Raw genomic sequence first — 12212 nt, forward strand, 5'->3', positions numbered from 1 at the left:
GATGAGCATCTCAAAAGTGTCAACTGACGCGTGCAAACTCTAAGGAAGCGGTATGGATGTACAAAAAAATACAACACGATTCAGCCATCAGATTGTCTTAATTATACTGATCTCACTCGCTGCCATGTTTTTTGTTCCCAGCAACGGAAAAATGCTGTTTTCGGGTGATGATGATGACTACTTCGCCGTTGCAAGCTCCATTGCCTATTTAAGGTTTCCGTCATTCTCGAAAGAGTTTCATGCAGGTGAAACAATTCCGTTCGCCAGTGTGGGCGCAGGGGTTATGGCATCGCCTTTTGTCGCAGTATTTTCAATCTTAGACCGAGCAAATCATTTACCCATCGTACATAAGCGAACTGTATCAAACCGCGAGGGCAGTGCGTCAGTGTACGGCTTCTACATCGCCACACAGTTCTATTTGATACTAACTACGATAATGCTGTATAGACTCTTATGTCTATGGGTAGACAATAAAACTGCATTGTTCACAACTATTTTATGGATGTTAGCAGGTGGGGGCATTCTGATCTACACATTCAACAGACCGATCATGTCGCATGTTTACGAAGTTACAGCATTGACCGGCGTTTTACTTTTATTATCCAAAATTCATTTTGAGCAACAGCCGAAACGCTGGTACTTATTAATAGGCTTCGTTGCTTCATTGATTTTCCTCACTCGTTACAACAACGCCCCAATCGCAGCAGGTGTATTCTGCGTGTTGTTATGGTGGGTAAAAACGGGAAAGGTAACGCTTAAAGATTTTTCAGTTTCTTTGGCCGTCAGCTTAATATCGGTTTTTATATTCAGAGTTTTACCAGTTATAACTAACGGTTTCTCTAACACCGATCTAACATATCTAGGCGCCGGAGATCGACTCTTATCAACTCATGAATTTAGTTACTACTATCGTGAACTAGTACAAATGCTGCTAAGTACAGGCATGGGTCTCTATTATACCGGACCCGCAATCCCCATTGCAGTGTTAGGATTTCTGTTTTATGCCCGCAAACTTCCGACTTGGTATTCAGCATTGGCAGGCCTATTCGTGCTGAATGTGTTCATGTCAATGCAGTGGTGTAGCGCAGGCTCGTACTACGGTTATCGACACTTTGTTTTTACTGCAGGGCCACTTCTGGCAGTCTTCCTCGCCATGCTGATACGCCCAGCTGTGAGATCAATTAGCACAGTATCGACGACAGTTTTACTTGTGCTTTTTAGCTGGACCGCACTGTGCTCTGCATTAGTTTTTGGTATTTATCAATTAGGTTACTCCCTAAATCTGGGCACCACCGCATGCGGCTTTCCTGCGTATGAGAACGATGACTATCATGTGAATTTAATTAAGACAATTTCTTCCGACCCTTTTAAACCTTGGACATTGGCATGGGACCGTTCATTTGGAGGAATTCTCCTTATGGACAACTTTGGAGAGCATAGAAAGCTGTTGCTACTCTACGCATTTCCATGGCTGGTGGTGGCGGCATCTTGCTGTTACGCTGCGATAAAAAAAGCAACCCAAAAAAACTGTATATATGAGATCTAAAATGCACCAATTACTCGTGCAACGACTGAATGAAAAACAGAGCATCATAGGGATATTCGGCTTAGGGTATGTGGGTTTACCCCTTCTTCTTCGTTACACAGAAGCTGGTTATCGGGTGATAGGTTTTGACATTGATGAACAAAAAATCAAAACTCTATCCGAAGGCCGTAGTTATATTGAACACATTTCTAATAGCTCGGTAAAAAACGCGATTAATGAGGGGTCGACGGTAACTACAGATTTCTCTAAAGCAGGCGAGGTGGATGCGCTTATAATTTGTGTCCCCACGCCTCTTAATAAATTTAGAGAACCGGATCTCAGCTATGTAACTGAAACAACCGATGCATTAGTTCCGCACCTTCGCGCAGGGCAGATTATCTCCTTAGAAAGTACGACCTATCCAGGAACGACGGAAGAAGAGTTACTACCTCGCATTGAATCAACAGGCCTTATAGCCGGAAAGGATATTTTCTTAGTTTACTCCCCAGAGCGAGAAGATCCTGGAAATGAGAAGTATACGACCCGCACCATTCCCAAAATCTGTGGAGGTCACACGAGTGCTTGTCTCGAGGCCGGTCTAGCACTATACCGTCAGGTCATTGACAAAGTAGTGCCAGTTAGTTCCACACGAGCAGCGGAACTAACGAAGCTACTCGAAAATATACATCGGGCCGTTAATATAGGCCTTGTGAACGAGATGAAAATTGTTGCGGACAAGATGGACATCGACATCCATGAGGTGATCCGTGCGGCAGCAACTAAACCTTTCGGTTTTGTGCCTTATTATCCTGGCCCGGGTTTAGGAGGACATTGTATTCCAATCGACCCATTCTATCTGACTTGGAAGGCACGAGAGTATGGGGTCCATACGAGATTCATCGAGCTCGCAGGAGAGGTAAACTCCTCAATGCCAGACTATGTTGTTTCGAAAGTAAGCACAGCCCTAAACACTGCGAAAAAAGCGATCAACGGGAGCAAAATTATCATTTTAGGAGTCGCTTACAAAAAAAATGTGGATGATATGCGAGAGTCGCCTTCCCTCGCCCTTATCCACAAACTAACTTCAATGGGGGCTACCCTAGCCTACAGTGACCCTCATATTCCAGTATTAAAGTGCTCAGATAGTCACACGGGATTTAACGTAGATGCTTTTAGCACTGAACTTTCAGCAAAGACTCTAAAAGAGTTCGATGTTGTCTTAATTGCGACCAACCACGATAAGTTTGATTACGACCTCATCCATGAGCACGCCAATATAATAGTGGATACACGTGGGGTCTATCTGGAACCGTCAACCAAGGTTGTTAAAGCCTAAAAAAGGGAAATGAACAATGGAGCGTAAGACACCCGGCGATGACGTCGGAGCTTTTTTCAACGGCGTAGCCCACGCTGAGAAATATCAGTCAGGTAACTGGATTGCAAATAAACTTGTTACCAATTTCATGAGTTCTATTTTGAATGCGGTCAAGCGAGCTGGATCCTTGGATGTACATGAGGTAGGTTGTGGCGAAGGACACATCCTAGGCATGCTCGCCAGCAATAAATTTAATGTCCGTGGTTGCGACATCTCAGCATCTTCCTTAGCCGTTGCGAAAGCTGAAGCTGAGAAGCGCTCTCTAGTTATGCCGGTTAATCTTAAAAGTGTGTACGAGCTAAATCCCGAAGAGGACAGCGCGGACACTGTCCTCTGTTGTGAAGTGTTAGAACACTTGACTGACCCAGAAGAAGCAGTCCGAAAACTAATATCAATCACAAGAAAAGATCTAATTGTAAGCGTCCCGAATGAACCAATCTGGCATATCTTAAACATGGCGCGAGGTAAATACTTCACCGCGCTGGGAAATACACCAGGCCACTACCAGCATTGGACAAGCAAACAGTTCGTAAAGTTTATATCTCAGCATGCTGAAATTATTTCTGTAAAAACTCCTCTGCCTTGGACTTTGGTTCACTGCCGCCCATGCGAAAGGTCAGTTATATGAATATCCCAGAAGATAAGAGATTGCGCCTTCTGGTGGCGATCCCCTGCTTAAATGAAGCGAAGACAATAGCGCAAGTAGTTTCTGAAGTGCCACGTACTATAGCAGGCGTTTATAGCGTAGATATCCTTGTAGTTGATGACGGTTCAGAAGATGCAACTTCAACCGAAGCGAAACTCGCGGGTGCCGAGGTACTTCGCCATCCTCGAAATCGAGGTGTAGGCACCGCGTTTCAATCGGCGGTAAACTACGCTGTGGAAAATAGATATGATCTGATGATTAATATCGACGGTGATCGGCAGTTCAATCCTGGAGATATTCCAAAGCTTGTCGCCCCGATAGTCGCTGGCGAAGCGGACATGGTCACGGCATCTAGATTCATTGACCCTGCCATGACCCCTGATATGCCAAAGATAAAACTTTACGGTAACCATATGATGTCCTCGCTAATCAGCGGGTTAGTCCGTAAAAAGTTTGCTGATGTGTCCTGTGGATTTCGGTGCTATAGCCGAGAGAGCTTGCTCCAAATCAACCTGCACGGAGCATTTACCTACACGCAGGAGACATTTCTGGATTTTGCGGCCAAACGGCTCGAAATCAAGGAAATACCTATTGACGTCCAGTACTTTGCAGACCGGACCTCGCGGGTAGCAGGAAGTATTTCAAAATACGCCGTCAACACCTCTAAAATCATTTTCAGAGGTTACCGTGATTATTTTCCGCTCCGTTTTTTTTGGGGAATCTCAGCTGTCTTCGCTGTTCCGGCGACAATATTTAGCATCGTCTTTGTTTTACACTATTTGATGACAGGGGCCTTTACTGGCTACCTGTTTGCCGGATTTACAGCGGCGTTTTTATACAGCTTAGCTACTGTATTTTTTGTTCTAGGAATAGTGACGGACATGTTAGATCGAATCCGCTCTAACCAAGAACGCATTTTATATATGTTGAAAAAATCACCAAATCAATTACAAGGTAAAAAAAATGTGCGGGATATTCGGTCTGGCAATCTCTCCGACGTCACCATTGTCGAACAGCACGATTGAAGAATTAATAGCGCATCTTTTCAAACTTTCTGAAAGCCGTGGTAGCGAGGCAGCAGGCATCGCAATAGGAGGAAGGCAAGCGATCAATGTATATCGCCGCGCCAAACCGGCTAGCGAAATGATGAAGGCTGCAAGCTATAAACAGTTTATCAAAGATAATTTAGTACCAGAAAATAGGTCTGAGGGTGGATTAGGAGTTATTGGGCACTCAAGGTTAGTTACAAACGGCACGCAAGGGATGGAGGAAAACAACCAACCCGTAAGCACCGATTATTGCGTCGGCGTGCACAACGGCATTATCGTCAACGATGCTGAACTTTGGGAAAAACATCCCAAATTGTCGCGTAAATCGCAGGTAGATACGGAGGTAATATATCGTCTGATTGATGAAACCTACAAAACGTCTAAAAATCAACTTACAAGCGCAGTCATTGAAACCTACGGAGAGATCAAGGGCGAGGCGAATATTGCCTTTCTTAATACGTTAGAGCGTAAACTTTGTCTCGCCACAAATGTGGGCTCTATTTATTACACAAACGTCGCACAACTGGGCGTCTTTATATTTGCATCAGAGCGACACTTTTTGAAAGAAACGCTAAAAAGAACAGGTCTCGTTAGTTATGCGCCTACGGTAGAGCATTTAAAGCCGAACACCTCACATATTGTAAATACCGAAGATCTCTCCCAAGCTACGTTTAACTTCTTGCAGAAACCGCTGCCTGCGCCCAATTCGGTGATGAATCATGCTCGCATTATCACTGACACCGCGCAGACGAAAAAAGAACTTAGACGTTGCTCAAAATGCGTGCTACCTCATACTTTCCCTTACATAATCTTTGATGTAGAAGGGGTCTGTAATTATTGCCGTGAAGCGGCTCCCTCTAATTCAGACAACCGTCAGACGCTTGAAAAAAAGCTAGAGAATTTTCGTAGTATAGACGGGAGCCCTGATTGTATTGTTGCGCTCAGCGGGGGCCGCGATAGTTGCTACGGACTACATGTGGTTAAAAAAGAATTAGGACTTAACCCTATAGCGTACACATATGATTGGGCGATGGTCACGGATGAAGCAAGGCGTAATAGTGCTCGTGTTTGCAGTGAGTTGGGTGTAGAGCACATCATTCGATCCGCGGATATTTTATCCAAAAGGCGAAATATCCGCCTGAACATCCAAGCTTGGATGAAAAACCCCCAGCTGGGTATGATTCCGCTATTCATGGCGGGGGACAAGCAGTTTTTCCACTATGCTACGCAGGTGAGCAAACAAACTGGTGTACCGCTGGTAATCTTTTGCGGTGGTAACAATTTAGAAGTAACAAGATTTAAGACTGGATTTTGTGGAGTACAAGACCGCAGCGTCAACACGATGGTGAGCTTAGACCTACCAGGAAAGTTAAAGTTACTGGCTTATTACGCTAAAAACTTTCTGAAAAACCCTGCTTATTTAAACAGATCTATTTTTGACACACTATTCGCTTTCTATTCAACATATGTGAACAGGCAAGAATTTTTATACCTATATCGATATGTAAATTGGGACGAGAAGGTCATAAATGACACACTGTCTACCCACTATGGATGGGAGAACTCAAGCGATGCGGCAAGCACGTGGCGGATTGGAGACGGTACAGCTGCTTTCTATAACTACATATATCACACTGTAGCAGGTTTCTCTGAACATGATACCTTTAGAAGTAATCAAATCAGGGCTGGGCTCATTACTCGTGAGGAGGCTTTGTCCTTGGTTAAAACCGAGAACAAACCTCGTTACGCAGCAATGCAAGAGTATTCGAAACTAGTAGGCTTTAGTCTTGATGAAGCGTTAGTATCAATAAATAATATCGAAAAATTGTATTGATGTTAGATAAACGGGTATAACAGTCAAGATTCCTTACATGACTATTATGCCCTACCTCCCAACTGCCAGGATTTCGTTGGAGTATCTGCTGCTGCGAGCAATTGAAACCTTCGCACGCAAGTGAGGCCTTGTATGAGGTTTTGAATTTATTATATACCTCCGCTGGCTATCGTGAAAATTTATGTTATCTAGGTATAACCCTACAAAACGCAACTATAAATTTGAGGATACCATAAGCTGCCTTTTGGTTTTGAAAGATTTAAAGTCTGCCCCAAGATGCAAGGTAAAGAAAACTATAAACGTACAAAATACATGAGCCAACTAATGAAAAAATTATCATTAACCACTCCAGCAATGCTACAGCTTTATAAGTATATAACCATTAGCGGCCTTAGTTATGCCTGGGTGTTATCAGCAATGTACTTTTTTGTGCAAATAGCCCACTTCCCTAAACAAGTATCATTTGTGACAACCTATGCCTTAGCTTATATTTTCGAATACATAGTTAACTTGAAGTATCTATATCAAAAAAATCACAGCATTAAGACGTTAGTAAAATTCATATTGCAAATCGCTTTTTTTATCGCAATAGGTAGCATTATTTTTAAAGGTTACTGCGCAATGGAAATTCATTACTTAATCTCCACCCTTCTGACTGCCGGAACCCTACTACCGATAAGATTTATCATCCAAAAATTTGTTGTATTTCGATGAGTAAGGAGAGTTTTTGAAGCTAAAAAACTACAGCATTGAACAAGACAAAGAAACCATTCTTAATGTTCTAGGATCATTTTTGACGTTGGACGGCAGCAGCTATAATATTCCATGAAGTGTAGGCTACCGTTAAAGAAACGGCGCAGAAAAAAGTAACCGACAGAATACCCAACGCTGCAGATCGCCAGATAAAAAGGCTTGGAAACTTTGCATGCCCCGCATCGATCATAAACGGATGGAAGCAGTAGACGAATAAAGAGGCAGAAGAAAAATACTCCACAACGGCGTTAGGCCTAAAGCAATCTAAAACATGCCTTAGCCCATAAAACATACAAAAAGAGCCTATGACTACAGGCAAAGACGTATACTCATACCAAGTTTGTATAGTAGCGCCTGCCTGAAGCGAAGAACTTCTGGTAATTACCGCGACGGTAAGTAAACTAATAGTCCCGACAGCCATAGAGCCTACCAAAGCATAGTTATTTTTGGGAATATTTCCAATGTAATACCCGGCCATCGCGTAAAAGATATATGCCGCGAATGTTTCAGACCTAATAGCCCAGCTTGATAGAAATTGCGCTAGACTGCCGCCTACGATGAGTATCAGTACTAAACAGCCCGTAGCACCTGCTACAGGAGCAACGTTGGAAGGTCTAAATATCCAAATCGTCAAGTAGACTACGGAAATTGCATAAAAGAACCAAAGATGATAAAACTGAGGTATGTACAACATCTGCCAAAAGATGCTGATAGTAATGACTTCTCCATGTAATACACGGTAACAAATCGCTACTACACTCACACCTATGAATGATGGAAGGATTCGGCCGAATCTATGCCGGGCAAAATCTATGAAGGATTGTGGTTTTTTCCCATAAAGTAAAAAACCTGTAAGCATGAAGAAGAATGGAACAGCTGGCCGAGATAATGAATTTATAAGATTTGCAACATTCCAGTTCAAACTGCTTGGGTTTCCATATTGCCATATTCCAGACGAATGTAATGATATGACCATGAACATGGCAAGAGTGCGAAGATTAGTACACCAGTATTCATTCTTTATCATTATTTTTCCATTCTTGATAGCAAACTTAAAAAGCGTACTTCGCGGCAAGTAGACCTTTTGTTATATAACGATCTAAATCAGAGATCGATATACCTCCGAATAATCTTGAACCATCCGTTGTGCGGTAAAATGCGATTCAAATCGTTCAAGCGCACGTAGTCCCATTCGATCAACTAAATTAGGATTTTCCCACAGCTTTATCAAAGCAGATCTCAAGGCTAAAGGCGACTCAGGAGGAACAACTAGGCCAGTCTGGTTAGCAAGATTAATGTAAGTCGTCCCGGTGTTAATCTCACAACAGATCATCGCTTTGCGGTACATAGCCGACTCTAACAAAGAAATCCCGAAGGCTTCAGATCGGAGATGAGAGGGAAATACAGTCGCATAACAAAGTAAGAGCAAGGCCACTTTGTCCACATCGGGAAGACGGCCGAGAAAATAGACGTTGTTTAAACGCAACTCAGAAGCTTGCCGCTTTAGCTTCTGTTCCTCAGGACCAGCTCCTAATATTACGATAGGAAATTCAGCGCCTGCGGCTGCAGCCAATAGCGTGTGCAGACCCTTGTAGTAACGCAGCACTCCGACGAACAAAAAAAAACGACCAGGAAAGATCGCTCGCCATTTGGACAAAATATCTTCGGTGGGGGTTGGGTATGAATCGGCGTCCAACCCAATGGGAATAATTGTGGTCTTATCCGCATACTCGGCAAGAGTATTACTGCTCGCAAGATAGTTAGGCGAAGTTACGACTATCCGGTTCACTGATGACAGAAATTGTCGCTGTAGCGGTCTATAGAAAAATTGTGCAGTCTTTTGACGAACAATGTCGGAATGATAGGTGACAACGGAAGGTTTATTATGCCTCACCCAAAAGTGCGCTATATCCATAAAGGGCCATGGATAATGATAGTGGACGATATCCACCTCGCGCGCTCTTTCCCTAAAGTCAGCAACTGCAGAAAACGAGATAGGGGTCGATAATGACTCGAAATCCACTTTTGAATAAAAAGCCCGATGCCTGTCAAGCTCTCGCATACCCTCAAAAGATTTGCTGATTGCCAGAACATCGGTCTCTACTCCGAATTGAGCCGCCCCTCGAGCAATCTGATAAATTACTTGCTCAATTCCGCCAAATGAATCAGGAAAATAGGTTTTGAAAAAATGAAGGACTTTCATCAATCCCTCTCTAATCGATTGATAAAGGCTTTAAACCAAACAGCATAAGGCTGATATAACCACCATTTCAATGGAACGGAACCGTAATACTTTCGAACGACCGCCATTGCTTCTCGATAGTGCTCGGTACGCTTTGTACTGGTCTTGGTTTCACGATGCTCGCGATTTACTGCCACGAATTCGTCTAGAAAAAGTAGGTTACCCCCGATTTTAAACAGTTTCCACCACAGATCGTAGTCCATTGCCATATGGCACTCGGGGTCAAGTCCATGGACCGACTCCCACGCTGACCTACGGATCAAAGTAGCAGGCTGCGAAACGAAGCAACGCCTCGCCAACCTATGATCACTAAAGCTCTCGACCCATACCGGGCTTTTCTTACCGTCCCGCTCCCTAATATTCCAAGCACGACCATAGACGGCCGGCGCCCCGGAAGATTTAAGAGCCGCCACTAAGCTTTGAAGACCAGACTCTAGAAAATAGTCGTCACTATTTAACCAACAGATGTACGGTGCTGAACCTTTAGCAATGCACTCATTGATCGCTGCAGCCTGCCCTGAGTCAGCGTGACTACGCCAACCCGACAACTGCGACTCCCATCTTTGTATGACGTCGACGGAGCCGTCTGTCGACCCTCCGTCGGCGACAAAGACCTCAACAGGAACATCGCTGGAAAAAATAGACGCCAAGGCCTGATTTAAATACTGCCCTTGATTATATGAGGGAACAGCTACGGTCACTAACGGAGCGGACAAATCTACTGTCTCCCACTCATCATAAAATCAATATAAGCCGTCGAAATTCCATCTTTCAACCCAACTCTGGGTGCCCACCCCATAGCACTTAGCCGTGTAACATCCATCAACTTTCGCGGCGTTCCATCGGGTTTGGTAAGATCAAAATTTATGCCACCCTCATAACCCACGACTTCAGCGACAATCTGCGCCAGCTCAAGAATAGTTTGATCCTGTCCGCAACCAACATTTATGTGAGAAAGTGTCGGTTCAGTAACAGCATTATAGCTACCAAGTTCCAGTTCCATCACGTGAACGGATGCCGCAGCCATGTCATCTACATAAAGAAATTCACGGCGTGGCGATCCCGTGCCCCATATCGCCACCGATGGACTTCCCTTGAGTTTAGCTTCATGGAACCGTCTAATAAGGCCTGGGATAACGTGACTATTTTCCGCGTGATAATTATCACCGGGACCATATAAGTTTGTCGGCATCACACTTCTAAAGTCTGTGCCGTATTGACGGTTATAAGATTCACAAAGCTTGATGCCAGCAATTTTCGCAATTGCATACGGTTCGTTAGTTTGTTCAAGCTCACCCGTCAAAAGTTCATTTTCACGCATGGGTTGTTTTGCAAGGCGCGGATAGATGCAACTCGATCCCAAAAACAGTAGTTTATTGACACCCGCACGCCATGCCTCATGAATAACATTTGCTTCAATCATCAGATTTTCATAAATAAAATCAGCAGGGTATGTGTTATTTGCATGAATACCACCAACTTTAGCTGCAGCTAAATAAACCTGGTCCGGTCGCTCTGATTCAAAAAAAGCGCGGACATCAGCCTGGCAGCAGAGGTCCAGTTCGGTTCGATCCCTTGTCACAATATTCGTTCGGCCACGTCGCGCAAGCTCTCGCAGAATGGCAGAGCCTACCATTCCGCGATGCCCAGCCACATAAACCTTAGGGTTATACGGCATGAATTTGATTACTCGTGATAATTGAATGCGTTAAAACCATGACTCTTAACAAGCTCATCCCGCTGAGCCGATTTCAGGTCTTCACGGACCATCTCTGCAACCAACTCTGCAAAGGTAGTCTTCGGCGTCCAACCGAGCTTGTTTTTGGCATTAGACGGGTCACCCAATAATGTTTCAACTTCTGCGGGGCGGAAGTAACGAGGGTCAACAGAAACGATGCAGTTACCATCGGCATCGTAACCCTTCTCGTCGACATCATTACCCCTCCAGGTAATCTCGATTCCAAGTTCCTTTGCCGCTGCGTCGACAAAGTCCCGAACGCTGTATTGGACACCGGTTGCAATGACGAAATCTTCAGCGACCTCTTGCTGCAGCATCAGCCATTGCATTTCTACGTAGTCACGGGCGTGCCCCCAATCGCGCTTCGCGTTCAGGTTTCCCAGGAACAAGCAGTCCTGAAGACCCAATTTGATACGTGCCAGCGCGCGGGTGATTTTCCTAGTGACAAAGGTTTCACCACGGATAGGCGACTCGTGATTAAACAAAATGCCATTGCAGGCATACATTCCATATGCTTCGCGGTAGTTGACCGTAATCCAGTAAGCGTAGAGCTTAGCGACAGCATAGGGGCTGCGTGGATAGAAAGGCGTGGTCTCACGCTGCGGGGTTTCCTGAACGAGACCGTACAGTTCAGAAGTCGACGCCTGATAAAACTTAGTCTTTTTTTCCAGGCCGAGAATGCGAATGGCCTCAAGAATACGCAAGGCGCCCAAGGCATCCGAGTTAGCAGTATATTCAGGCTCTTCAAAGCTTACCGCTACATGAGACTGAGCGGCAAGGTTATAGATCTCGTCAGGTTGTACCTGTTGGATGATCCGAATAAGGCTGGTAGAATCGGTCAAGTCACCGTGGTGCAAAATGAAATTGCGACCTTCCACATGCGGATCCTGATAAAGGTGATCGATCCGATCAGTGTTAAAAAGAGACGTGCGTCTCTTGATACCGTGCACTTCATACCCTTTACTCAGAAGCAGTTCAGCGAGATAGGCCCCATCCTGACCAGTGACGCCGGTGATAAGTGCAACTTTCATTTTAATCTCCATACCGTTA

11 protein-coding genes are annotated in these 12212 nt (G+C 44.5%); 6 read left to right on the forward strand and 5 right to left on the reverse strand.

Going from position 1 to position 12212, the window contains the following annotated elements:
• The first annotated feature begins 52 nt into the window (after positions 1-52).
• The 6 genes from BLS87_RS13055 to BLS87_RS13080 all read left to right on the forward strand — a co-directional run bounded on the left by BLS87_RS13055 (position 53) and on the right by BLS87_RS13080 (position 7143).
• On the forward strand, positions 53-1546 hold the full coding sequence (locus BLS87_RS13055) for a glycosyltransferase family 39 protein (RefSeq protein ID WP_074752910.1): 1494 nt from the start codon (positions 53-55) through the stop codon (positions 1544-1546).
• A gap of 1 nt (position 1547) precedes the next feature.
• Positions 1548-2861 carry a nucleotide sugar dehydrogenase gene (locus BLS87_RS13060; RefSeq protein WP_143024370.1) on the forward strand — a complete coding sequence of 438 codons (1314 nt, stop codon included), beginning with the start codon at positions 1548-1550 and terminating at the stop codon, positions 2859-2861.
• A 16-nt stretch (positions 2862-2877) separates the two neighbouring features.
• Complete coding sequence (locus BLS87_RS13065; RefSeq protein ID WP_074752912.1) at positions 2878-3528, forward strand: class I SAM-dependent methyltransferase; 651 nt, start codon at positions 2878-2880, stop codon at positions 3526-3528.
• The gene (locus tag BLS87_RS13070; protein ID WP_074752913.1) at positions 3525-4571 is read left to right on the forward strand and encodes a glycosyltransferase family 2 protein; all 1047 of its coding nucleotides are present in this window, start codon (positions 3525-3527) and stop codon (positions 4569-4571) included. The genes BLS87_RS13065 and BLS87_RS13070 overlap by 4 nt, the downstream gene beginning before the upstream one ends.
• Positions 4510-6429 carry a hypothetical protein gene (locus BLS87_RS13075; RefSeq protein ID WP_074752914.1) on the forward strand — a complete coding sequence of 640 codons (1920 nt, stop codon included), beginning with the start codon at positions 4510-4512 and terminating at the stop codon, positions 6427-6429. The genes BLS87_RS13070 and BLS87_RS13075 overlap by 62 nt, the downstream gene beginning before the upstream one ends.
• 324 nt (positions 6430-6753) lie before the next feature.
• Positions 6754-7143, forward strand: coding sequence for a GtrA family protein (locus BLS87_RS13080; protein ID WP_074752915.1), 390 nt, complete (start codon positions 6754-6756; stop codon positions 7141-7143).
• A gap of 73 nt (positions 7144-7216) precedes the next feature.
• On the opposite strand, the gene BLS87_RS13085 is transcribed toward BLS87_RS13080, so the two are convergent.
• The 5 genes from BLS87_RS13085 to gmd form a co-directional block, all read right to left on the reverse strand.
• The gene (locus BLS87_RS13085) at positions 7217-8209 is read right to left on the reverse strand and encodes an acyltransferase (RefSeq protein WP_074752916.1); all 993 of its coding nucleotides are present in this window, start codon (positions 8207-8209) and stop codon (positions 7217-7219) included.
• Positions 8210-8281: 72 nt separating this feature from the next.
• Positions 8282-9388, reverse strand: coding sequence for a glycosyltransferase family 4 protein (locus BLS87_RS13090; protein WP_279616211.1), 1107 nt, complete (start codon positions 9386-9388; stop codon positions 8282-8284).
• Positions 9385-10140 carry a glycosyltransferase gene (locus BLS87_RS13095; RefSeq protein WP_074752918.1) on the reverse strand — a complete coding sequence of 252 codons (756 nt, stop codon included), beginning with the start codon at positions 10138-10140 and terminating at the stop codon, positions 9385-9387. The genes BLS87_RS13090 and BLS87_RS13095 overlap by 4 nt, the downstream gene beginning before the upstream one ends.
• A 2-nt stretch (positions 10141-10142) precedes the next feature.
• Positions 10143-11102: a GDP-L-fucose synthase gene (gene fcl / locus BLS87_RS13100; protein WP_074752919.1), complete on the reverse strand. Its 960-nt coding sequence runs from the start codon at positions 11100-11102 to the stop codon at positions 10143-10145.
• Between the two features lie 8 nt (positions 11103-11110).
• Positions 11111-12193 (reverse strand): GDP-mannose 4,6-dehydratase, encoded by a 1083-nt coding sequence (gmd, locus tag BLS87_RS13105; RefSeq protein WP_074752920.1) that lies wholly within the window; start codon positions 12191-12193, stop codon positions 11111-11113.
• Between the last annotated feature and the right edge of the window lie 19 nt (positions 12194-12212).

The sequence above is a fragment of the Pseudomonas abietaniphila genome (assembly GCF_900100795.1).
GTDB lineage: Bacteria > Pseudomonadota > Gammaproteobacteria > Pseudomonadales > Pseudomonadaceae > Aquipseudomonas > Aquipseudomonas abietaniphila.

Excerpts from the sequence above, each read along its gene's own strand:
- BLS87_RS13070 (WP_074752913.1), top strand. The coding sequence starts at position 3,525 with ATGAATATCCCAGAAGATAAGAGATTGCGCCTTCTGGTGGCGATCCCC.
- BLS87_RS13080 (WP_074752915.1), top strand. The coding sequence starts at position 6,754 with ATGAAAAAATTATCATTAACCACTCCAGCAATGCTACAGCTTTATAAG.
- BLS87_RS13060 (WP_143024370.1), top strand. The coding sequence starts at position 1,548 with ATGCACCAATTACTCGTGCAACGACTGAATGAAAAACAGAGCATCATA.
- BLS87_RS13085 (WP_074752916.1), bottom strand. The coding sequence starts at position 8,209 with ATGATAAAGAATGAATACTGGTGTACTAATCTTCGCACTCTTGCCATG.
- BLS87_RS13055 (WP_074752910.1), top strand. The coding sequence starts at position 53 with ATGGATGTACAAAAAAATACAACACGATTCAGCCATCAGATTGTCTTA.
- gmd (WP_074752920.1), bottom strand. The coding sequence starts at position 12,193 with ATGAAAGTTGCACTTATCACCGGCGTCACTGGTCAGGATGGGGCCTAT.
- BLS87_RS13065 (WP_074752912.1), top strand. The coding sequence starts at position 2,878 with ATGGAGCGTAAGACACCCGGCGATGACGTCGGAGCTTTTTTCAACGGC.
- BLS87_RS13075 (WP_074752914.1), top strand. The coding sequence starts at position 4,510 with ATGTGCGGGATATTCGGTCTGGCAATCTCTCCGACGTCACCATTGTCG.
- fcl (WP_074752919.1), bottom strand. The coding sequence starts at position 11,102 with ATGCCGTATAACCCTAAGGTTTATGTGGCTGGGCATCGCGGAATGGTA.